Origin of the sequence: Mucilaginibacter sp. OAE612 (genome assembly GCF_041806395.1) — a bacterium.
Classification (GTDB): Bacteria; Bacteroidota; Bacteroidia; order Sphingobacteriales; family Sphingobacteriaceae; genus Mucilaginibacter; species Mucilaginibacter rubeus.
On the sequence record NZ_JBGMUW010000001.1, the window covers coordinates 3,009,153 to 3,033,356 of the forward strand.

18 protein-coding genes are annotated in these 24,204 nt (G+C 42.7%); 15 read left to right on the top strand and 3 right to left on the bottom strand.

Translation table 11 applies throughout. The features are described 5' to 3' along the window. Position 1 precedes the first annotated feature (1 nt). From ABID99_RS12555 to ABID99_RS12570, 4 genes are all read left to right on the top strand, one after another. Positions 2-739, top strand: a complete 738-nt coding sequence (locus tag ABID99_RS12555; RefSeq protein WP_373613896.1) for an electron transfer flavoprotein beta subunit/FixA family protein — start codon at positions 2-4, stop codon at positions 737-739. Positions 740-768: 29 nt separating this feature from the next. Continuing rightward, complete coding sequence (locus ABID99_RS12560) at positions 769-1,746, top strand: electron transfer flavoprotein subunit alpha/FixB family protein (RefSeq protein WP_090525418.1); 978 nt, start codon at positions 769-771, stop codon at positions 1,744-1,746. 23 nt (positions 1,747-1,769) lie between these two features. Next, positions 1,770-2,369, top strand: coding sequence for a bifunctional nuclease family protein (locus ABID99_RS12565; protein ID WP_091164922.1), 600 nt, complete (start codon positions 1,770-1,772; stop codon positions 2,367-2,369). A gap of 212 nt (positions 2,370-2,581) precedes the next feature. Continuing rightward, positions 2,582-3,841: a nucleoside permease gene (locus ABID99_RS12570; protein WP_373613897.1), complete on the top strand. Its 1,260-nt coding sequence runs from the start codon at positions 2,582-2,584 to the stop codon at positions 3,839-3,841. A gap of 134 nt (positions 3,842-3,975) precedes the next feature. Here the strand turns inward: ABID99_RS12570 and ABID99_RS12575 are convergent, their stop codons facing one another. Both ABID99_RS12575 and ABID99_RS12580 read right to left on the bottom strand, forming a co-directional pair. Then, positions 3,976-4,689 (bottom strand): ThuA domain-containing protein, encoded by a 714-nt coding sequence (locus ABID99_RS12575; RefSeq protein WP_176624535.1) that lies wholly within the window; start codon positions 4,687-4,689, stop codon positions 3,976-3,978. A 140-nt stretch (positions 4,690-4,829) separates the two neighbouring features. After that, entirely contained in the window at positions 4,830-6,539 is a 1,710-nt protein-coding gene (locus ABID99_RS12580) for a GMC oxidoreductase (RefSeq protein WP_373613898.1), read from the bottom strand. A gap of 191 nt (positions 6,540-6,730) precedes the next feature. Here ABID99_RS12580 and ABID99_RS12585 point away from each other — a divergent pair, with 191 nt between their 5' ends. The 7 genes from ABID99_RS12585 to ABID99_RS12615 all read left to right on the top strand — a co-directional run bounded on the left by ABID99_RS12585 (position 6,731) and on the right by ABID99_RS12615 (position 13,723). Further along, positions 6,731-7,576: an MOSC domain-containing protein gene (locus ABID99_RS12585; protein ID WP_373613899.1), complete on the top strand. Its 846-nt coding sequence runs from the start codon at positions 6,731-6,733 to the stop codon at positions 7,574-7,576. Continuing rightward, the gene (locus ABID99_RS12590; RefSeq protein ID WP_373613900.1) at positions 7,573-7,857 is read left to right on the top strand and encodes a SelT/SelW/SelH family protein; all 285 of its coding nucleotides are present in this window, start codon (positions 7,573-7,575) and stop codon (positions 7,855-7,857) included. The genes ABID99_RS12585 and ABID99_RS12590 overlap by 4 nt, the downstream gene beginning before the upstream one ends. A gap of 117 nt (positions 7,858-7,974) precedes the next feature. Continuing rightward, complete coding sequence (locus ABID99_RS12595; RefSeq protein ID WP_090525408.1) at positions 7,975-8,409, top strand: Rrf2 family transcriptional regulator; 435 nt, start codon at positions 7,975-7,977, stop codon at positions 8,407-8,409. Between the two features lie 240 nt (positions 8,410-8,649). Continuing rightward, positions 8,650-10,740 carry a HEPN domain-containing protein gene (locus tag ABID99_RS12600; RefSeq protein ID WP_090525406.1) on the top strand — a complete coding sequence of 697 codons (2,091 nt, stop codon included), beginning with the start codon at positions 8,650-8,652 and terminating at the stop codon, positions 10,738-10,740. Continuing rightward, on the top strand, positions 10,740-11,525 hold the full coding sequence (gene cobA / locus ABID99_RS12605; protein ID WP_090525404.1) for a uroporphyrinogen-III C-methyltransferase: 786 nt from the start codon (positions 10,740-10,742) through the stop codon (positions 11,523-11,525). The genes ABID99_RS12600 and cobA overlap by 1 nt, the downstream gene beginning before the upstream one ends. A gap of 22 nt (positions 11,526-11,547) precedes the next feature. Continuing rightward, entirely contained in the window at positions 11,548-13,011 is a 1,464-nt protein-coding gene (locus ABID99_RS12610; protein ID WP_373613901.1) for a TSUP family transporter, read from the top strand. Between the two features lies 1 nt (position 13,012). Beyond that, the gene (locus ABID99_RS12615) at positions 13,013-13,723 is read left to right on the top strand and encodes a phosphoadenylyl-sulfate reductase (RefSeq protein ID WP_373613902.1); all 711 of its coding nucleotides are present in this window, start codon (positions 13,013-13,015) and stop codon (positions 13,721-13,723) included. A gap of 332 nt (positions 13,724-14,055) precedes the next feature. Here ABID99_RS12615 and ABID99_RS12620 read toward each other — a convergent pair whose 3' ends face one another. Next, positions 14,056-17,004 (bottom strand): TonB-dependent receptor, encoded by a 2,949-nt coding sequence (locus ABID99_RS12620; RefSeq protein ID WP_373613903.1) that lies wholly within the window; start codon positions 17,002-17,004, stop codon positions 14,056-14,058. A 340-nt stretch (positions 17,005-17,344) separates the two neighbouring features. Between ABID99_RS12620 and proB the strand changes: the two genes are divergently transcribed. The 4 genes from proB (at position 17,345) to topA (ending at position 24,151) form a co-directional block, all read left to right on the top strand. Then, positions 17,345-18,424, top strand: a complete 1,080-nt coding sequence (gene proB / locus ABID99_RS12625; protein WP_090525396.1) for a glutamate 5-kinase — start codon at positions 17,345-17,347, stop codon at positions 18,422-18,424. Positions 18,425-18,429: 5 nt separating this feature from the next. Beyond that, positions 18,430-19,677, top strand: coding sequence for a glutamate-5-semialdehyde dehydrogenase (locus tag ABID99_RS12630; RefSeq protein WP_373613904.1), 1,248 nt, complete (start codon positions 18,430-18,432; stop codon positions 19,675-19,677). A gap of 757 nt (positions 19,678-20,434) precedes the next feature. After that, positions 20,435-21,523: a tRNA 2-thiouridine(34) synthase MnmA gene (mnmA, locus tag ABID99_RS12635; RefSeq protein WP_090525391.1), complete on the top strand. Its 1,089-nt coding sequence runs from the start codon at positions 20,435-20,437 to the stop codon at positions 21,521-21,523. Positions 21,524-21,757: 234 nt separating this feature from the next. After that, a complete protein-coding gene (gene topA, locus ABID99_RS12640; RefSeq protein WP_373613905.1) occupies positions 21,758-24,151 on the top strand; it encodes a type I DNA topoisomerase in 2,394 nt (797 codons plus the stop codon). Positions 24,152-24,204 lie beyond the last annotated feature (53 nt).

Below are 24,204 nucleotides of genomic sequence, written 5' to 3' on the forward strand. Positions count from 1 at the left end.
TATGAAGATTCTGGTATGTATAAGTAATGTTCCTGATACCACCACAAAAATAACTTTTACTGATAATAACACGCAATTTAATACAAACGGCGTTCAGTTTATACTTAACCCTTATGATGAAATTGCACTTGCCCGCGCCATTGAACTAACCGACGGCGGTAAAGGTACAGTAACTGTAATAAATGTTGGGGAAGCAAATACAGAAGCCACTATACTTAAAGCCCTGGCCATTGGCGCTACCGACGCGATACGAATAAACGCTAAACCGCACGATGCCTGGTATGTAGCATATCAGATTGCGCAATATGTAAAATCAAATCCTTTTGATCTGATCCTGACAGGTCGTGAATCTATTGATTATAATGGATCAAAAGTTGCTGGTATGCTTGGCGAACTGCTTGATCTGCCATCGGTATCCATCATTAAAAAATTAGATGCCGCTGACACAGAGGCAACCGTTGAGCGTGAGATTGAAGGTGGTAAAGAGGTTTTAACTATTCCCTATCCTTTTGTAGCCGGTACGGCCGAAGGTGTGGCCGAACCCAAAATACCCAATATGCGCGGCATTATGTCTGCCCGAACCAAGCCACTTACAGTTGTTGAACCGTTTGAGATAAAAACATTTTCGGAGATCATTAGTTATGAAACACCTGCTCCACGCGGCCAGGTGAAGCTTATACCTGCTGATGATACTGCTAAACTGGTTGAGCTGCTGCATACCGAAGCGCGTGTTATATAAATTATGATCTAAATCATTAACAGATAAATATGTCAGTTTTAATATATGCGGAAAATACCGGGGGCAAATTCAAGAAATCAGTTTTTGAAGCCGTTTCTTATGCCCGCGCCATTGCCGATCAAAATAATACTTCCCTTACTGCTGTTTCAATAGGCAACGTTGACGCCACCGAATTAGCTTTATTAAGTAAATACGGTGTAGATAAAGTGCTTAATGTATCAGGAGATAAATTGAAGGAATTTGTAAACCAGGCCTACGCCTCTGTCATAGCCGAGGCGGCCAAAAAAGAAGGTTCGGCTGTTGTGGTACTATCAAACACATTTTCGGGTCGTGGTTTAGCGCCCCGGATAGGTGTTAAACTGGAAGCCGGTGTTGCCGACGGAGCGGTTGCTTTACCTGAACAGACAGGCGGCTCGTTTAAAGTAAAAAAGACAGCATTTTCAGGTAAAGCTTTCGCAACTGTCGAGCTTACCTCCGCCATAAAAGTTATTGCGCTTGTACCCAACTCTTATAAAGTTGTTGAAACTGGCAGTACTGCCCAGGTTGAGGACTTTAGTGTTGAAACTAAAGCTTCAGACTTTAAGGCGATGATTAAAGAAATCGTTCGTTCAACGGATAAAGTTTCATTGCCTGATGCTGAAATCGTTGTTTCGGGCGGTCGCGGTTTAAAAGGCCCCGAAAACTGGGGCATGATAGAAGAACTTGCCGAACTTTTAGGCGCAGCTACTGCATGTTCAAAACCTGTATCAGATGCTGGCTGGAGGCCGCATAGCGAACACGTTGGACAAACCGGTATAGCTGTCAGTCCAAATTTGTATATTGCAGTCGGTATTTCAGGTGCAATTCAACACCTGGCCGGGGTAAGTTCATCAAAAGTTATTGTAGTCATAAACAAAGATCCGGAAGCACCGTTTTTTAAGGTGGCAGATTACGGAATTGTGGGCGACGCGTTTGAAGTACTCCCTAAATTAATAGCAGCCGTTAAAGAATATAAAGCTTCAGCATAAATACAGGTGTGATGGGGAATAACATGAAAAAAATAAAGCTTGATATTGTCGGCTTATCATACAGTCAAACTCAATCGGGCGCCTATGCACTTGTTTTAGGCGAGGTTAGCGGCCGTCGTCGCTTGCCTATTATCATCGGAAGCTTTGAAGCTCAGGCTATCGCTATCGAAATAGAAAAAATGACCCCAAGCCGCCCGCTTACGCACGATTTGTTTAAAAGTTTCGCCCAGGCTTACCAGATTGAAGTTCAGGAAGTGATCATCTATAATTTGGTTGATGGGATATTTTATGCCAAATTGGTTTGCAGCGACGGAAAGCGTTCTGTAGAAATAGATGCCCGCACTTCTGACGCTATTGCGGTAGCTGTACGCTTTGACTGCCCTATCTTCACTTATGAATTTATTCTTTCAACTGCGGGCATTGTTATAGAAGGCAACGATTTTGTTTATCTGGAAAATATCAACGAAACACCCGAAGAAAAATCTGTTAGTGCATCGGTGAGCGGTTATGCTTCTATCAGTACCGAGGAGCTGAAAACTAAACTCCAGGAAGCCCTGGCCGAAGAGTCATACGAAAAAGCAGCGAAGATCCGCGATGAACTGAACAAGCGTAAAGCTTCCTGATTTCGGAGTTCGGATTTTCTATTTCGGATTTAGCCGAATGTACTTTTTCAAAGAATATAATTTAATCGTGAATGACATAGAACAGAAACTCACCCCTGGGTTTCTGTTTAACAATCGTAATTTCTACACTTGTAGCTTTCTGGTTTACATTTATTTCACTACTTTCCACTTTTAATTTAACACTGACTAAAATTATTTAAACAAGGTACCGTATGAATATTAAGTTCCGCTTAATACTGATGAATTTTATGCAATTTTTTATCTGGGGTGCCTGGTTGCTTACAATAGGCACATACTGCTCGCTTACAAAAAATTGGTCATTCTCTCAATTTGGGGCTATATTTAGCACAATGGGGATTTCAGCCATCTTTATGCCTGCTCTCACTGGCATCATTGCCGACAGATTTATCAACGCGGAAAAACTATATGGCATTATGCATATTCTCGGTGCCTGCACACTGTTTACCTTGCCGCAAACTACCAACCCATCAGCATTTTTTTGGGTGATGTTACTAAACATGGTCTTTTATATGCCGACCCTTTCGTTATCTATAACCGTGGCCTACTCAGCGTTAAAAAGCAACAATAAAGATATCGTAAAAGACTATCCCCCTATTAGAATATGGGGAACGGTTGGCTTTATAGTTGCATTATGGACGGTAAGTATAACTCATAACGAAGCTTCTTCAAACCAATTTTATATTGCTTCAGCGGTAGCTTTAGCATTGGGAATTTATTCCTTTAGCCTTCCCAAATGTCCACCACTTTCGGAAAAAGCACCCAAAAAGTCATTGGTCGATTCATTGGGTCTTAATGCTTTTGCGTTATTCAAAGACCCTAAATTTGCGATATTCTTTGCGTTTTCGCTTTTGCTTGGTGCCGCGCTCCAACTCACAAATGCTTATGGCGATCCATTCATTCATGATTTTTCAAAAATCCCTGCTTATAAAAGTTCATTCGGTGTAAAATATCCGGCCATTATCATGTCCATCTCCCAGTTTTCTGAAACGTTTTTCATTTTACTGATCCCATTCTTCCTGCGTAAGTTTGGTATTAAGTATGTAATGCTGTTCAGCATGCTCGCCTGGGTGCTGCGTTTTGGCCTTTTTGCCTTTGGCGATCCGGCAGGTGGTTTATGGATGATTGTTTTATCATGCATTGTTTACGGTATGGCTTTCGATTTCTTCAATATATCTGGTTCACTTTTCGTTGAAACCCAGGCTACTCCCAACATCAGAGCAAGTGCACAAGGTTTGTTTATGATGATGGTAAACGGCTTCGGGGCTTTTTTCGGAAGTATAGCAAGTGGCCTTATCATTGATAATTTCTTTTTACTGCCGGGCGGTGGTAAAGACTGGCATGGCATCTGGCTTAGCTTTGCAGGCTACGCACTGGTAATAGCGATTGTGTTCCCTTTTGTATTCAGATATAAGCACAATAAGGCACTCGTTGAAGCGATTCAACATGCCTAGGAACCATGATTTTTAGGATTTTGGTTTGCCATGATAGTACACAACAAATAAAAAGAGAAGGCCCGCGAATTCGCAGGCCTTCTCTTTTTATAATATAATAGGATCAAGAAATCCTTAAATCCTAAAATCATGGTTCATTTCCAACCCATTGCATATTTGATACCACCTAACAGATGGTTCAAATATAATGGATCAGCATATGATTCATCAGTATGACCTAATTCGGTATAAAAAGCCCTGCCGCCATCGAAGTTATGATACCATGCCATTGGGTGATTGTCACCATTTTCGCCGCCGGTGTAACTTTTCTCATCAATTTTAATCAGTACGTGCAGATCATCGCCTATCCATTTATAGTTATACCATTCGTCCCATCGCTTCCAGGTTTCGGGCAGATGTTTAGTGGCAATAAAATTACGGTCGACCACATGTAATGTTGCTTCCTGTTGTTTTGGATGACTTTTAAAATAAGCCCCTACCAGTTTACCATACCATGGCCACTCATACTCGGTGTCTGTTGCGGAATGAACACCAACAAAACCGCCGCCGGCCTTAATATATTGCTCAAATGCAGTTTGTTGGGCATCATTTAAAACATCGCCGGTGGTGTTTAAAAATATTACCGCCTTATATTGTTTTAAATTATCGGTAGTAAACTTTGCGGCATTGGTGGTGCTGTCTACATCAAAATTATTCTCCTGCCCGAGTTTAATTATTGCAGGCACACCTACCGCTATGGAATTATGATGAAACCCTGCGGTTTTACAAAATATCAGTACCTTATCTTTAGCAAGTACCTGGCTTATTAGTGCGCCTATTAAAAGGCAAATGGTAAGTAGTTTTTTCATAGTTGGTGAGTGGTTGATATATTGATTAAGTGAGTATTGAGTTTTATGTTTGATGAATGGTTGATCAAGTGAGTGGTTAATTAAAACTTGACAATTCGTGCCAAACCATTCACCTAATTAACCACTCACTAATCACCAAATTATAAATTCCCTTTCTTTAATTCATCTACAGCAAAATGAGCGGCGCGGGCCGTCATTGCCATGTACGTTAATGATGGGTTTTGACACGCTGATGAGGTCATGGCAGCACCATCAGTAACAAAAACATTTTGGGCGTCCCATACCTGGTTGTTACCATTAAGCACCGAAGTTTTAGGATCGCGCCCCATCCGTGCTGTACCCATTTCATGGATCCCATCTCCAACATTGTGGCCGCGGTCATGGGTTTCAATATTTTTTACACCAGCACTTTCAAGCATCGCTTTGGCTTCTCTTACAATATCAAAGCGCATTTTCTTTTCGTTTTCTTTGATCTCAGCATCCATCGCTAAAATAGGCAACCCCCATTTGTCCTTGCGGGTTTTATCAAGGGTAATCTTATTTTCGTGATAAGGCAGCAATTCACCAAAACCGCTTAAGCCTATAGTCCACGGGCCTGGCTCGGTAAGTGCGTCCTTATAATCGGCACCAATGTTTAATTCAGCAATCTCACGGCTCCATCCCATACGGCTTGCCGCGCCCTGATAACCGAAACCACGCAGGTAATCGCGTTTATCACCAAACAGGTTGGCAAAGCGCACAACGTAAATACCGTTAGCCCGGCGACCGTAATAATATTTATCCTCAAAACCTTCAACCAGGCCGCTTGCGCCAAGGTTGTAATGGTGATCCATAATGTTGTGCCCAAGTTCACCGCTGCTGCTGCCTAAGCCATCCGGCCAAATATCCGTAGCAGAATTCATCAAAACCCAGGCGCTGTTCAAAGCAGAGGCGTTTACAAAAACTATCTTTGAATAATACTCATAAGTTTGGTTGGTTTCGGCATCAAGCACCTCTACCCCTTTGGCTTTTTTTGTATCCTTATCATACAATATCTTAGTAACGATAGAAAATGGCCTGACCGTTAAATTGCCGGTTGCCAAAGCAGCAGGCAAAGTTGATGATTGCGTGCTGAAGTATCCTCCAAAAGGGCAACCCTCCCAGCACCGGTTCCTGAATTGGCAGGCCGTACGTCCCGGAATTGCGGCTGTTAAATTCGCGGAACGACCAATAATCATATGCCTTGCTCCGTTATAGTTTTTCTTGATCCGGGCAGCAACATCCTTTTCGACCACGTTCATGTCCATCGGCGGTAAATAATGACCATCGGGCAGTTGCGGTAAGCCTTCCAATGAGCCGCTGATTCCTGCAAATTTCTCTACATGATCATACCAGGGTGCAAGGTCTTTATATCGAATAGGCCAGTCAATGGCCCACCCATCTTTGGCATTTGCTTCAAAATCAAAATCACTCCAGCGGTAGCTTTGCCTGCCCCATAAAATGGAGCGACCGCCAAGCTGGTATGAACGCCACCAGTTAAACGGTTTAATCTCGGTATATGGTGCGGCCTGTTCGTCAGTCCAGTAATCCATAATGGGTTCGGTCGCTCCCCAGTTGCGTGAGATCACCGGGCGTTGCTTGCGCTGGGCTTGGGTTGGCGAACCGGCATGATGTCGGTCCCAGGGGTCCTGATTAGCAGTTTTATAATCTTTAATGTGCTCAAAGTTTCGGCCCCGTTCAAGCATAATGGTTTTCAAGCCAAGTTCGGATAACTCTTTTGCTGCCCAGCCACCGCTGATGCCTGACCCTATTACAATGGCATCATAGGTATTATTAGCCTTAGCCTTGCCGTTTATATTACTTAATGGCATAGTTTATAAATTGGTTTTGAGATTGGATAAAACAATTATATTAATTAAAAATCGATATAGCAATCGATTGTGAAGAAAAGTGTGAACCACGATTTATGGGATTGATGGATTACCTTGATAATAAGTTTTATTCAGCCATCATGAAATCCTCTAATCCTGAAAATCATGGTTCTTTTATTTATTTTTACCCCATGCTACAAGTAAGCGAATTATACATCTACCCTATTAAATCATTGGGCGGCGTTGCGGTACAAAACGCGGAGGTTACCCGTCGCGGTTTACAACACGACAGGCGTTGGATGCTGGTTAATGAACACGGGCACTTTATAACCCAGCGGGAGTTTCCGCAAATGGCCTTATTGAAGGCATCAATCCAATCGGATGGGATAACAGTACATCATCAGTCAAGTGGGTCGTTATTAATTCCGTTTAATTGCGAAAGAAAACCTTTGCAACAGTTTGCAGTTTGGGAAGACACCTGTTTTGGACAATATGTAAGCGAAGAATTCGACGAATGGTTCAGCGAAGCACTCAATATGAAATGCCGCCTCGTTTACATGCCCGATGACAGTGAACGCGAAGTTGACCAGCGCTACGCCAAACCCGGCATTATCACTTCATTTGCAGATGCCTATCCTTTCCTGCTTATTGGGCAGGCTTCGCTTAATGACCTTAACAAACGAATGCCATTGCCTTTGCCAATGAACCGCTTTCGTCCCAATATAGTTTTTACCGGCGGTGATGCTTATAGCGAGGACCTGATGAACCAGATAACAATAGCAGGGATAACCTTCTACGGGGCAAAACTTTGCGCACGTTGTGTGTTAACCACCATCGATCAGCAAACAGCCGTGAAAGCTAAGGAGCCTCTAAAAACCCTGGCTTCTTACCGTATGAAAAACAATAAGATCATGTTTGGACAAAACCTGGTACATGAAAATACAGGCATAATTTCGTTGGGTGACGAACTTAAGGTTTTAAGTACCCATACTGAGGATAGATTTATTGTAGCAAAGCAACCAATCACAACAGCATGAAACCAACTATAATTATTGAATATTGCCCAAAATGCAACTGGATGATGCGTGCCGCTTATATGGCCCAGGAACTGCTTACAACCTTTACCGATGACCTAAACGGGGTTACTTTAAAACCAAGCGAAGTGAGCGGCAGATATACGATAAGCATTGATGGAGAAACGCTGTTTGACCGCAAGCTTGATGGCCATTTCCCAGAAATCAAAGAGTTAAAACAGGCCGTTCGTGATAAAGTTAACCCGGGTAAAAGCCTCGGTCATTCAGACAGGCATCAGTTGTAACTTTTATATAACAATGTCTGTATAAAATATCCTTTCTATATAATCTATAATATTACTCGAAAAAATAGTTAATTTAGAGAATATCTTTATTTACCTTTGTGAGTTTTATTTTAGAAAATGCTTTCAAAAAAAACTAAGTATGCTATAAAGGCACTTGTGGTTCTTGGCAAGAACATGGACCAGCCGCCTATGCAAATTTCGAAGATTGCCGAAATTGAACGAATCCCTAAAAAGTTTCTTGAGCAGATACTGCTTGATCTGCGCAATGCGGGGTTTCTTTACAGCAAAAAAGGAGCAGGTGGTGGCTACAGCCTTAACCGCGATCCCAAAGAAATATTCCTAGTAAGTATCATGCGTATAACCGACGGACCTATTGCCATGGTGCCCTGCGCCAGCTTAAACTTTTACCACAAATGCGATGAATGCCACCAGGAAAGCACTTGCGGCATAAGGGATGTATTTGTTGATGTAAGAGATGCCACACTTAAAATATTAAGCGAAACCAGCATCGCCGATATAATCAAACGCGAAACCACCCTCATCAGCGTTTAATTTTAAAACTTCATAAAACTGTCATAACACAGTTTTTTTAAATTAAATGCTACTTTTTCCGTATACTATATATATATTTGGGAAATGAATCGTGAGAGCATTAATATTACTTGTCTTAACCAGCTGGCTTATTGCTATATGTGCAATGAGAAAACGAGGCTGTAAACGTAATATTTAACCATATATGCCTCTTTAGCCACAGCCAAAGGGGCTTTTTTATAAAAGATTAATACATAGAATATGCAGAGCTTCAGAACGGAACTGGAGAACCCTATTGTTGAGAAGGATATTATAGATCTTGAAAAAAAGATCCATGCTTTTCGTGAAGGTAAAATTCATGATGAAAAATTCAGAAGTTTACGTTTAGCTCGTGGTGTGTATGGGCAGCGTCAGCCGGGCGTGCAAATGGTGCGGATTAAACTACCTTTTGGTAAAGTTAGCTTTAAGCAACTATTGAAGATTGCCGAGATTTCTGACGAGTTTGGGAGCAGTAATCTCCACCTTACCACCCGCCAGGACATCCAGATCCACTATGTAAGTCTTGACCGTACACCCCAGCTTTGGGCTAAGCTTGCACAGGATGACATCACCCTGCGCGAAGCATGTGGCAATACCGTGCGTAATGTTACAGCCTCTCCTACTGCAGGTATCGACCCAAAAGAACCATTTGACGTTTCCCCTTACGCATATGCTACGTTTGATTATTTTCTGCGTAACCCGATATGCCAGGAAATGGGCCGCAAATTTAAAATATCTTTCTCGTCAAGCGATGAGGATACAGCGTTTTCATACATTCATGATATCGGTGCTATCCCTAAAATAAACGCCAATGGCGAACGTGGGTTTAAGATCATGCTTGGCGGCGGTTTAGGTGCACAGCCAATTTTAGCCAGTATTGTTGAAGAGTTCTTACCAGAAGATCAGCTGATCCCTTATATCGAATCAGTGATCCGTGTTTTTGACCGTTACGGCGAACGCAATAACCGCAACAAAGCCCGTATGAAATACCTTATCCAAAAATTAGGTCTGGATGAAGTATTGCGTTTAACCAAAATCGAGCGTACTGCCAACAAAGTAAAATCATACCCTATCAACCGGGATACTGTTGATGCCCCGGCTTTACCACCAACTGATAGCTATCCTGAAGTAACCATCAGCAACCCGCTGCGCTATGAGCAATGGCTGGCTACCAACGTTTTTGAGCAAAAGCAAAAAGGTTTTTACGGCGTGTATATTAAAGTGCCTGTAGGTGATATCTCATCAGATACTGCCCGTGCACTGGTTAAAACACTGGAGCCATTGGTTGGTCACGAGATCCGCATTACTCAAAACCAGGGATTGCTTTTAAAATATGTTCAAAAAGAAGCATTGCCTGCTTTATATGAAGGCCTCGCTAAGCTTGAACTGGCTGCGCCGGGCTTTGATAGCATTGCTGATGTTACCACCTGCCCGGGTACAGACACCTGCAACCTTGGTATCTCCAACAGCATGACCATGGCGCGCGTACTGGAAGATCTGATTTATAACGAATACGAGGATTTTATTTATAACCGCGAAATCAAAATCAAAATAAGCGGTTGTATGAACTCTTGTGGTCAGCACGGCTTAGCCCACATTGGTTTCCACGGCAGCTCGCTTAAAGCAGGTGCCAAAGTATTACCTTCGGTACAGGTAATGTTAGGCGGCGGTACCGTTGGCGACGGCGTTGGCCGCGCTGCCGAAAGGGTGATCAAAGTGCCAACCAAACGTGCTACAGATGTTTTAAGGTATTTACTGAACGACTATAAAGAGTTTTCACCGGAGGGCGAAACCTACCACGAATATTACGACAGGCAGGGTAAAGATTATTTTTACCGTTTGCTGAAACCACTTGCCGATTTAACTACTCTTACCGATGACGAATACATTGACTGGGGCCACCAGGAAACATTTGTTACCGCTATAGGCGTAGGTGAATGCGCCGGTGTGATCATCGACCTGGTAGCTACCCTCCTGTTTGAATCGGAAGAAAAATTAGGCTGGGCTAACGAAGCTTATGCTGATGGCCGCTGGGCTGACGCTATTTATCATGCTTATAATGTCTTTGTTAGCTCAGCAAAAGCGCTATTGCTTGACAAAGGTGTTAATAGCAGTACACAAATAGGTGTGATCCGCGAGTTTGATGCACAATACGTTGAAAAAGGCGAGTTTGAATTGAACGGGAGCTTTAATGATCTGGTATTACAACTCAACCAAAATGAGCCGTCACAAGAATTTGCCACAACATATTTAGCACAGGCTACAGAATTTTTAAGCAGAAGCAAGGATAAGAGAGAGGCGCTTGTACAATAATGACTGAAACTAATAAAAATATAAAAGAACCACGCATCACACTGGTGGGTGCCGGTCCCGGCGACGCCGACCTGATAACCGTGAAAGCCATCAAAGCTTTAAAAACAGCTGATGTTGTTTTATACGATGCGTTGGTTAATGAAGAACTGCTTGAATACGCTCCCGAAACATCAACAAAAGTTTACGTTGGCAAACGTTCAGGCGATCACACCTTTTCGCAGGAAGCTATTAACAACCTTATGGTTGATTATGCCAAAAACTATGGCCATGTGGTTAGGTTAAAAGGCGGCGATCCATTTGTATTCGGTCGCGGATACGAGGAACTCATTATTGCTGCAGCGCATAAGATACCGGCTTCAGTTATTCCTGGCATCTCAAGCTCGATAGCCGTGCCCGAATTACAGCAGATCCCTGTTACGCATCGTGGTTTAAGCGAAAGTTTCTGGGTTGTTACAGGCACTACTGCAAACGGCAAGATCTCTAACGATCTTATTGATGCTTCACGCTCAAATGCTACAGTGGTTGTATTGATGGGGATCCATAAGCTGGCCGAGATCGCTGAAATATTTAAGCTGCAAGGCAGGAACAAACTACCTGTAGCCGTTATCCAAAGCGGATCGACAGATGATGAAAAAATAGCTGTTGCTACAGTAGATACAATTGTTAATGCTGTTGAAGAAAGCAAGATCTCATCGCCCGCAATTATTGTTTTAGGCGAGGTAGTGTCGCTTCATCCAAAATTCCAACTGATACAAGAAGTTTATGACGTTGTTGCCCGGGGATAGGAGTTTAACCAATATTCAGGATATGAAACAGGAAGGCAATCAGCTTTTCCCTGTTTTTTTAAAACTGAATGACTTGCATACTGTGCTTATAGGCGGCGGTAATGTTGGTTTGGAAAAACTTACCGCTGTGCTTAATAACAGCAACAGCGCGAGGGTAACCGTTATTTCGCGCGAGTTTTTGCCCGAGGTACATACGCTTGCATCGCAATATCCCGGTATCCGTATTGTACAAAAATCATTTACAGATGACGACCTGAACAATGCAGATATTGTTATTGCCGCTACTAACGATAGTGAGCTTAACAGCTATGTCCGCAGCGCAGCTCACGACCGAAAGCTACTGATCAATGTAGCCGATAAGCCTGCATTATGTGATTTTTACCTGGGATCGATAGTGCAAAAGGGTGACCTGAAATTAGCCATATCTACCAATGGAAAATCACCCACTGTGGCAAAACGATTAAAAGAAGTATTAAATGAAAGCCTCCCTGCGGAGCTTGACATCACTTTGCAGCAAATGAGCGCACTAAGAAATACCCTTGAAGGCGATTTCGCAGACAAGGTAAAAAAACTAAATAGCGTAACCTCCGTATTGGTTGAACCAAAACCTGTTAACCGGAAAAATTTCATTTGGCTAATTTGGTCAACCATTATCATATCGCTGGCCATTGGTATAACGGCACTTTATTTCAAGGAGCCGAACTTTAAGCACTTCGTAACCGGCATCGATCCTATCTTTTATTATTTTTTAGGTGCCGGGTTTGTATTTGCAATGATCGACGGCGCCATTGGCATGTCATACGGAGTTACTTCAACCACATTCTCTCTTTCTATGGGTATCCCTCCGGCCTCGGCCAGCATGGGCGTACACCTTTCCGAGATCATGAGTTGCGGTATAGCCGGTTGGATGCATTATCGCATGGGCAACATCAACTGGAAACTATTTAAGTTATTAGTTATTCCAGGTATAATAGGAGCGGTAACAGGTGCTTATCTCCTATCTTCGCTTGAGCATTACAGCATGTACACCAAACCTGTTGTATCGGTTTATACCCTGATATTGGGTATAGTGATATTCAGGAAGGCATTCAATACGCAAAAGAAAAAATCGGCCGATAAGGTAAAACGCATTTCGCTGCTGGGTTTAGGCGGTGGTTTTATCGACGCCGTTGGTGGCGGCGGCTGGGGCTCAATCGTGCTATCAACCCTGATAGCCGGTGGCCGGAGCCCACGTTTTTCATTAGGCACCGTTAAACTTTCACGTTTTTTTGTGGCAATGATGGGATCAATAACCTTTATTGCCATGGTAAGCAGCGATCACTGGCAGGCTGTCGGAGGGCTTATCTTAGGCAGTGCGCTTGCTTCGCCAATCGCAGCTAAGATTTCTAATAAGATCTCTGCGAAAACTATCATGGTGGCGGTATCGGTAATCGTTATCCTCATCAGTATCCGTTCTATTATAATGTTTATTACTAAGGTTATATAAAATGAGCACTGCATTACAACAAATACAAGGCGTAACCACCGGACTTAGCCCCGTGGAAGCTCTCACTAAACTGGCAGAGCTTTTCCCCGGTGAAGTTATATTTTCAACCAGCTTTGGTTGGGAAGACCAGGTGATCAGTCATATGATCTTTGCCAATAACCTGCCAATTAAAGTTTTCACGCTTGAAACCGGCAGGCTTTTCCGCGAAACTTACTCGGTTTGGGCGGCTACCATGAACAGATATCAAAAACCTATACATGCCTACTATCCGAATAATGAACTATTGGAAGAGATGGTAAGCAAAAAAGGCCCAAACAGCTTTTACGAGTCGGTTGAAAACCGCAAAGAGTGCTGCGGGATCCGTAAAATAGAACCGCTCAAACGCGCTTTAAAAGGCAACAAAATTTGGATCACCGGCATCCGCGCCGAGCAATCGGTTAACCGTCATGACATGCATGACCTGGAATGGGACGAACAAAACCAATTGGTAAAGTTCCATCCTATTTTCAACTGGACACTTGATGAAGTAAAAGCCTATATCAAACAATACAACATTCCATATAACTCACTGCATGATAAAGGCTTCCCGAGCATCGGCTGTATGCCATGTACCCGTGCCGTAGCCGAAGGCGAAGACTTCCGTGCCGGCCGGTGGTGGTGGGAAGATCAATCGAAAAAAGAATGCGGTTTGCATGAGACAGCAAAACCATGATGAATAGGATTTAGGAATTAGCTTGAAAAATGTACAAACTGCGCTAATCCCAATCATGAAAATCCTTTAATCAGGCAGATCAAGTTCAAGATGCTTTTTTTTATACGTAGGTCAATTGGTTGAAAAATCAGTTGGCCTTTTTTTACCGCTGATTTTGGTGATTGCGCTGATTTCGTTGATGTTTTTTTAGCGTCGGTAACTATTTTCCTTTTGGCTTCAATGTATACTACCGCAAAAAGATCAGCGTAATCACAGAAAAATCAACGGTAAAAAAGGGGATGAAGTTTTTACATCCCATCCCCTTACAAACTATATAAAACGTTTAAAAGCTATTACTTGTTAGTGTTGTTACCTGCTAATAAACCGTCAAGCGTAACAGATACATAGTACAAGCCACCAATAGTTGGACCACCAGCATATTGATAATACCTTTTGTTAAAGATATCTGTAGCGCCTAACTTAAATGTTGCGTAGTATGAAGGTACGCGGTAAGTAACCTGTGCATCAACTGTTTTAATTGAAGGCACGGTACCTGTAACCAGCGGACTCTCCCACAGGTATGACTGCTGCCATTTGTAAACCACGTTGAAGCCGAAGTTTTTAACCACCTCACGGTTACCGAATGATACATTGCCCGACCACTCAGGGGTATTGAAGCCGGTAACAAAAATATCTGAAGCTGTTTGGGCTTTCAGCTTATTGAAGCTCACGTTACCTGATACTGTATAGTGCTGGTAGAAATTGTAAGTGATACCTGCCGAAGAACCATAATTATGATAGATGTTTTTAGCATTGGTATAAACGCGGTACCTGCTTTGCCCCTGGCTGGCTGCGTTACTTGATGTGCCTGTTGTGGGATCACGGTTAATGTCAAGCATGGCTAATACAGCTGCGTCTGAACCTACGGTAACACCATTTGGCACAAAAACTTGTACCTGGCCGAGGAAACCATCATAACGGTTGGTGTAAGCGTCAATATCAATGAACACTTTATTGTCGGCTACGATACCTTTATAACCTACCTCGAAAGAAGTAATTTGCTCCGGGCGGGCAGGTGGCAAGTCCGCTACTTTTAACAGGTTGCGGTTAGCCAAAGCTGCCTGGTCTGAGCCGCCTGCAGCGTTTACTGCAGCATTGAATGCCACTACCGATGTTTGGGTATAGCTGTTACCAAGATAACCTAAACCTTCGTTAATGAACGGCAAACTGCCTACACGTTTTACCCTACCGTTATTTACATATGATAAAGCCTCAAACAATGAAGGGAAACGATAACCATTCTGGAATGTAAACCTGAAGTTATGGTTTTGATTAACGGTGTAAACAGCAGCTAAACGCGGTGTAAACTTAGGATCGAAGTATGGATTGCGGTCCCAACGGATAGAGCCGAATACTTTCAGTTTTTCGTCAAAAAAGGTTTTGGTAACCTGGGTAAATGCACCGTATTTTTTATAGATAACGTCTTTACCGAAAGAGCCATCAGCCAATGGGGTATTCCTGTCTGCAATAGGACGGCTGAAATCAACGAAGTTATTGCCATCAGGTGTAATACTGTACACACGTACATCAGCACCAACCAACAGGTCAACAAATTTAACCTTCCTGCTCAGGTCCCACTGGGCCTCGCCGTTGTACATATGGCTTTTTTGCCATAGAGCTGCACCGCCTGTTTCCGGGGCGTTGGGGATCAGGCTCGACTTAATATCCCAGTTATTGATACCAATGATGGTTTTGCGTAACGCGTCAAACTCAGGAGTGCCTGGTTCAACCCGGCCTTTATCGGCGGCAGCACGTGCAGCTTGTTCTGCCGCAGCAAGATTTGCGGAAGTAAGCACACCGCCATTGTAGGCTTTTAAAGCATTACCATATAGAGTGGCCCAGGCCGAGTTACTTGCATGTTTAAGATCAAGGTTATCAGCAAGCGGTTTTACGTTAAATGAGTTGCCGGTATTTTCTATTGATTCATAACCACGAACCAGGAAATCTTTTCCTTTTAACTCAATTTTATGATTCTGAACTGTTGCGCCTTGTAACGAGATTTTGTTACCGCGCTGAAACACGCCATCAAGTCTGCCATAGCGATAAGTATACGACAAGATGGTGTTTGGCGATAATTTATAAGATAAAGTTCCATCCAATTTTAAGTTTTTCACGTGTGGGTCAACCAGGTCAACTTCATTGTAGCCTGTACGGGCAACGGTAAGATTAGGGCGGGCTTTACCATCAACGGTGATACCTTTTATTGATACGGTATTACTACCTGCAAGGGCATCATCACCATATTTGTTCCAGCCATCATAAGCAGCGTTACTGGTACCGGTTAATTCAGGATAAGCAGGATTAGCTGATTTAAGGTTGGTTGGGTTTTGATCATTACGGGTATCTGATTGCCAGTCCTGACCTTGCATATAGCTAAAGTTTACTTTCACCGCAAACTTATCGTTAAAAGCTTTGGCATAGCGCAAAGCATCCTCGGTAAGTGAACTTGCCCCTAAGCGGTCTTTACCAACATGGTTTAAACCCTGGCGATGGTAAAAGCTTAAGCCCTGGTATTTGAATGGATCTTTAGTAAACAGATTTGATAAACCATTGATAGCGTTGGTACCATAAAGGGCAGCAGCAGCGCCCGGGGTGATCTCCACACTGGCAATATCCAGTTCAGTCGGCCCAATGGCATTGCCAAGCGGTACACCTAATGTAGCCGACTGCATATCAACACCATCAACCAGTTGCATAAACCTGAAGTTGTTGGGACTGTTGAAGCCACGGGTATTAGGCACTTTGAGGGTGATACTGGTGGTTGTCATCTGTACGCCTTTCACGTTCTCCAAAGCATCATAAAAACTTGGGCCGGGCGATTGTTTTAACGCCGTGATACTCAATTTTTCGATAGCTACGGGCGAGCGAAGCAATTTTTCCTCCTTACGGGATGCCGTTACTACCACCTCATTAACCAACAATGATTGCGTAGTAAGCGTAATATTTACGGCACTATTGGCATTTTTAATGTAAAACTCCTGCGGCTGATAACCGATCGCGGTAAAAACAAGTGTATAGGGCAATTTGGCACTGGTAGTTAATGAAAACTTACCGGTAGTATCTGTTGATGTTTTATTGGTTGTGCCTTTAATAGATACGGTTGCCCCTATCAGCGGCTTACCCTGATCGTCGTTCACTTTTCCGCTCAATATATATGAGCCGTTAAGCTGTGCATAACTTATACCCGGCAATAGTACCAGGAAGAGCACAAGTATTCTAACTAAGTTTGTAAAAATTTTCATGAAGTAATTTGTGGTGGTGGTAATTAAAATTGTGATTTTGGGTTGTGTATTATCGTTGATGGAGGTTATGGCTCAACAACAACACATTGCAGTTAGGAGCTGCATTTTTAACTTGGACAGAGCGGCAATTGCACTAAAGTGATACATTGTCTATAGAATTAGTCGACAAAAATATGAATTTAATACTAACTGTCAAGCTTTTCTGCTTGGTTTTTTAAATTTTTGATGGCTTTCGCATCATTTCACTATAAAATCCATCACTTTACTGGATATTTCAAAATAAACAACGCCTAATTTCTCCCAAATTTGTAATATTGAAGCCTCAATCTGTACTGCACTAATGGCTTTCAATTATCAACGCATCGTTATCAAAATCGGCTCAAATGTTATCACCCAGGAAAACGGGCTCCCCGACCTTCCGCGAATAACCCATTTGGTTGACCAGATAGCTGCGATAAAAAAGCAAGGCATTGAAGTGATACTAGTTTCATCAGGCGCTGTAGCATCCGGTCGCAGCCTAATTACGGTTGCCGAAAAATCAGATGCTGTTGCGGCCCGGCAGGTATTGGCCTCCATTGGGCAGGTAAAATTGATCAATACCTATTCACATTTGTTTGAGCAGTTTCAGATATTATGTTCGCAGGTTTTGGTTACCCGCGAGGATTTCAGGGACAGGATGCATTACCTCAATATGAAAAACTGCCTTGAGGCGTTGCTGCAATATGAGGTGATCCCTGTGGTAAACGAAAACGACGTGGTATCGGTAACCGAGCTTATGTTTACCGATAATGATGAATTGGCAGGCCTTATAGCATCTATGCTAAACGCTAATGCGCTCATTATCCTCACCAACGTTGATGGTATTTACAATGGCGATCCCAAAGCAGCAGGTTCGGCAGTAATAGACGAGGTTAGCGGTAATGAACTCGATTTTTCAAGCTTTGTATCATCGGGACGTTCGCAATTTGGCAGAGGTGGCATGATCACGAAGTCAACCATGGCGCAAAAAACCGCCCAGCTTGGTATTTCGGTGCACATCGCCAATGGTAAACGGGACCAGATTTTAACCGATGTTTTGGAAAACCAGGTTACACATACCCGCTTCATTCCCAATAAAACAGCATCAGGCAAAAAGAAGTGGATTGCCCATTCCGAAAAATCAGCAACGGGCAGTGTACTCATTAACGCCGGCGCAAAAGCCGCGCTCATCTCAAACAAGGCAACCAGCTTATTGCCGGTTGGCATAGTGGGAGTAATAACCGACTTTAAAAAAGGCGATATTATTAAACTGATAGATGATACCGATAAGCTTATTGGTTTAGGCATTGCCGAATATGGTGCCGATAAGGCCCGCGAACGTGTAGGCCAAAAAAACCAAAAGGCACTGGTACATTATGATTATCTTTACTTACAAGGCTAAACACCATGAATTATAACAGCTATTTTGATAAAGCACGTGAAGCAAGCCGCAAAGCCCCCCTCGCCCCTTCCGTAATCAACGGAATTTTGGAGGATGTTGCTGGCGAGGCGATAGCTCAAACCGAATATATCCTGGCCGAAAACCAGAAAGATCTTGACCGAATGGATCCGGCTGATCCTAAATATGATCGCCTGAAACTTACCGCCGATAGGATAAAAGGTATTGCAAGCGATATGATAAGCGTCGCAAAATTGGATAGTCCGCTTGGAAAACAACTTTCGGCTACCGAAATGCCTAATGGCTTATCGATATCAAAGATACGCGTACCGCTTGGCGTTGTTGGTGTTATATATGAAGCCCGCCCCAATGTTACTTTTGATGTTTTTGCTCTTTGCTTTAAAACAGGTAACATCAGTGTATTAAAAGGTGGTAGTGATGCCGATTTCTCCAACCGGGCCATTATCTCCGTTATCCATAAGGTATTGATAAAGCATGGCGTTGATGTTAATGTAGTTACCCTGCTCCCTGCCGACCGTGAAGCCACTACCGCCTTATTGACAGCTATTGGTTATATCGATGTGCTCATCCCAAGGGGAAGCCAGTCGCTGATTGATTTTGTGCGGGATAATAGCAAGGTACCGGTTATTGAAACAGGTGCCGGTATTGTGCATACTTATTTTGATGAATCGGGCAACGTAGAGAAAGGTGCTGAAATTATTGCCAACGCAAAAACCCGCCGGGTAAGTGTTTGCAACGCCTTGGATTGTTTGATAGTCCATTCGGCACGCTTAAATGACTTGCCGCAACTGGCACACATCCTAAAGGAAAAAGAAGTAGAGATCTTTGCCGATGAACGGGCCTTTGAAGCACTAAGAAGTAATTATCCTTCCAACCTTTTGCATAAAGCCAGCCCAGAACACTTTGGTACCGAATTTCTTTCGATGAAGATGGCTATTAAAACGGTAAGTTCATTTATTGAAGCGTTAGAATATATCGCTGTAAACAGTTCAAAACATAGTGAAGCCATTATCTCTGAAAATGCAGAAAACATTGCTAAATTTTTAAATGATGTGGATGCTGCAGCTGTTTATGCAAACGTATCAACAGCGTTCACTGATGGCGCCCAATTTGGTCTTGGCGCCGAGATTGGCATCAGCACTCAAAAACTTCATGCCCGCGGTCCTATGGGCCTGGAAGAACTTACCAGTTACAAGTGGATAGTTAAAGGCAACGGACAAACACGTAATCCGTAAGACATCCTGTAAAACCATATGCATAAAAAAGGTGCTTACTCTGTGTAGTAAGCACCTCAACGTGTTTATTCGTATTGTTAAGCGTTACTTTATTAAGTAGTTGGCTGCTGCAATAAAGCAAATAATCACTAAAATTACGCCCTGTAATTTTTGTTCTAAAGTCAATTGAGTTAACATTGTTTTATTAATTAGGATATAGCAAATTTATAATGTAATAGGTCCGTTACAATAGGCAGCATCACTTTTACGTTATTTTTAATAAATAATGTTGCTTGTTTTTATAATAGTCAACTCTACATTTATTATTTAAAATTTTAGCAACAAATGTCTTTTAATGTTGAAATTAGTGTATCACCTACACCTGTTACAAACACACTTTTTACAACGAAATGAACTCCCGGAGCGCGCGTTTAATTCCTTTTTTTAATCACCCTTTTTACACTAAGTAGATTAAATTTTATCAATTATTATACAATATTAATAGTATGTTAAGGAAATAGCTATTGGGGTATTTTAACTTATATTAAAGAAACAATAAAACTAAAGACGACGCAATCAGGATTTATGAGCAGTATTTATCCCGAATTTGTTTTGAATATGATCATCCCTTTTGCTTAATATAATCTATATAAAATACTGGAATACAGCATTAATTAACTATTAATTAATACAAAGTAATAGTTATCTCAACACATTTTACCCTATACTGACCAAGCTTGTGTTAACATAAAAATCAAATAGGTATCTTTGCAGCATTATGAGTAAGCATGGCAGGATATTAGTGGCAATGAGCGGCGGGGTTGATAGTTCGGTGGCGGCAGTGATGCTGCATGAACAGGGCTATGAAGTTATTGGTTTAACCATGAAAACCTGGGACTATGCCTCATCGGGCGGCAGCTCAAAAGAAACCGGCTGTTGTAGTTTAGATAGCATCAATGACGCGCGTGCCCTTGCTGTTGGTTACGGTTTCCCTCATTATATATTAGATATCCGTAATGAGTTTGGCGATTTTGTGATCGATAACTTTGTTGATGAATATTTAGCCGGCCGCACCCCTAACCCATGCGTTTTGTGCAATACCCATATTAAATGGGAAGCATTGCTAAAACGTGCTGATAAACTCGATTGTGAATTTATTGCTACCGGTCACTATGCCAATATCCGTTTGCAGGATAACGGCCGTTACGTGATATCAAAAGGTAAGGATACCAATAAAGATCAATCGTATGTATTGTGGGGGGTGTCTCAAAAAAATCTTGCACGTACTAAATTCCCGTTGGGTAGTTTTTCAAAGCCCGAGATCAGGCAAATGGCACTTGATATGGGGCAAATAGAGCTTGCCGGCAAAAGTGAAAGCTACGAGATCTGTTTTGTACCCGATAATGACTACCGCTCATTTCTGCGCCATAAAGTAGAAGACCTTGACGAGCGCATAGGTCCGGGTAATTTTGTACTTACCAACGGCACCGTAGTAGGCAAACACCAGGGTTATCCTTTTTATACCATTGGCCAGCGTAAAGGCTTGGGCGTGGCATTAGGTCATCCTATGTTTGTTACAAAAATCGATCCGGCTACCAACACAGTTGTTTTAGGCACCGCCGACGAGCTTGAACGCAAACAAGCCTGGGTAAAAAACCTCAACCTCATTAAATATGAAAATATAAATGAGCCGCTCGAAGCTATTACCAAAATACGCTACAAGGACGCCGGTGCTCAAAGTACCATTCTTCAGATGGGCGAACATATGAAAGTTGATTTTCATCATAATGTATCGGGCATAGCGCCGGGCCAATCAGCTGTATTTTATGAAGGAGATGACCTTGTTGGCGGCGGTTTCCTGATGTAAAGAGCCCTTTTACTGCAATCTTTTGAACTTAACAACATGAACCGCCTTAGCGGCTCGTTATCATTTTGTTAAAATCAGTTTAGTTATTTTGCAAGAATATAATTTTCACAGGCATTTTCGCGTAAAAATCTCAACTTAAAACATAATTCGCCTCCAACTTTTACACCTTTTACTAAAAACTAATTGGTGTTTCGCTTACTTTATGTTTTATTTGCAAAAACTAAAACTGATTAAATGGCCAAAAACTTACTGATAGTTGAATCACCTGCGAAAGCTAAGACCATTGAGGGTTACCTTGGAAAGGACTTTACTGTAAAGTCCAGCTATGGGCATATCCGTGATCTGGTTAAGTCGGAAGATGCAATTGATATAGCTAATAACTTTAAACAAAAATACGAGGTACCCGCAGATAAAAAGCAGGTAGTTAGCGAATTAAAGAAGTTAGCTAAGGAAGCCGAAATGGTTTGGCTCGCATCGGACGAGGACCGCGAGGGTGAGGCAATATCCTGGCACTTGTTTGAAACGCTGGACCTAAAAGATGCGCATACCAAACGCATCGTATTCCATGAGATTACCAAGCCGGCCATTTTAAAAGCAATAGATACACCACGTAAAATTGACTATAACCTGGTTAATGCCCAGCAAGCACGCCGTGTTTTGGACAGGCTTGTAGGTTTTGAGCTTTCCCCGGTTTTATGGAAAAAGGTAAAACCGTCGCTTTCAGCGGGTCGCGTACAATCAGTTGCGGTAAGGCTTATTGTTGATCGTGAACGTGAAATCAATAAATTTAAATCAGAAGCGTCATTTAAAATTGTAGCCATATTTGGTAAAGGCAAAGAAGCATTTAAAGCCGAATTGCCAGAGCGCTTTGCAAAACAGGAAGATGCTGAAAAGTTTTTACAGGATTGTATTGCGGCCGATTTCGATGTAAAATCGTTAGATACCCGCCCAACAAAGCGTTCGCCAGCTGCGCCGTTCACTACCTCTACCCTTCAACAGGAAGCAAGCCGTAAACTTGGTTACTCAGTAGCGCGGACTATGCAGGTTGCACAAAGGCTATACGAATCTGGTTACATTACCTACATGCGTACCGATTCGGTAAACCTGTCTGAACTGGCTTTAAATTCGGCTGCAAGCGAAATCGTATCGGCCTATGGCGAAAAATACCATCAGCAAAGAAGATATAAAACCAAAAATGCCAGTGCACAGGAAGCGCACGAAGCGATCAGGCCAACATATTTCAATAATCATTCTATCGATGGTGAATCGGCAGAAAAGCGCTTATATGAGCTAATCTGGAAACGCGCCATCGCCTCGCAAATGAGCGAAGCCCAGTTTGAGAAAACCACAGCAAAAATCAGCATCTCAACCCGTAATGAAGATTTAGTGGCAAACGGCGAGGTAATGAAATTTGATGGCTTCCTGAAAGTTTACCTCGAATCGAAAGATGAGGAAGACGAACCACAACAGGATGGTGAAAATGCCATACTGCCTCCTTTAGCCAAGGGTCAGCGTTTAGCATTACAGGAAATGTCGGCTACAGAGCGTTTTTCACGTCCGGCGGCACGCTACACTGAGGCGAGCTTAGTGAAAAAGTTGGAAGAGCTTGGTATCGGGCGTCCGTCAACCTACGCTCCAACTATCTCAACCATTCAAAACCGTGGTTATGTGGTTAAGGAAGAACGCGAAGGTAAACAGCGTAATTTCCGGGTGTTAACATTGAAGGCGGGCAGCATCACCAAAGAGGAAAAAACAGAGAACACCGGAGCCGAACGTGGCAAACTGTTCCCTACTGATATTGGTGCAGTTGTTAACGACTTCCTGGTACAATACTTCAAGGATATTGTTGATTTTAACTTTACCGCCAGCGTTGAAAAACAATTTGACGAGATAGCGCAAGGAATGAAAGAGTGGACTGCAATGCTCCATGATTTTTATAATCCATTCCATAAAGAAGTTGAAAGCACCATCGAAAAGGCCGACAAAGCAACCGGCGAACGCGAATTAGGCATCCACCCGGAAAGCGGAAAAAAAGTCTCTGTTCGGATAGGCCGTTTCGGGCCATTTGTACAGGTTGGAGAGAGCGCTACAGACGAAAACGAAGAGAAACCCCTCTATGCAAGTCTTCGGAGCGGACAGAGTATCGAGACCATCAGCCTTGAAGAAGCACTTGAGCTATTCAAGCTTCCCAAAGTTGTGGGCGAGTATGAAGGCAAGGTAATGAAAGTGGCCATCGGCCGTTTCGGGCCTTACATCAGCCACAACAGCGCTTTTGTATCTCTACCTAAAGAGATCGACCCGCATGATGTTACCGAGGAACAAGCCATTGAGCTCATTAACCTTAAGCGAAAAAAAGATGCTGAAAAGTTAATCAAAGCTTTTGATGAAGATCCGGATGTAAAAGTATTGAACGGCCGGTGGGGGCCCTATATTGAATTCGGCAAACTGAACGTTAAGATCCCTAAAGATAAAGATCCTTTGACCCTGACCTACGAGGAATGCAAGGCACTCGCCGATGCAACACCGAAGGATGCAAAAAAAGGCCGCTTTGGTAAAACTGCTGCCTCAGCTAAACCTACTGCAACTAAAGCACCGGCCAGGAAAAAGGCGGCAACTAAGAAGAAGTAGTGAATAGTTAATTGGGTTGATTAGGGAATGGTTCTAATCGCATCTTTACTAAA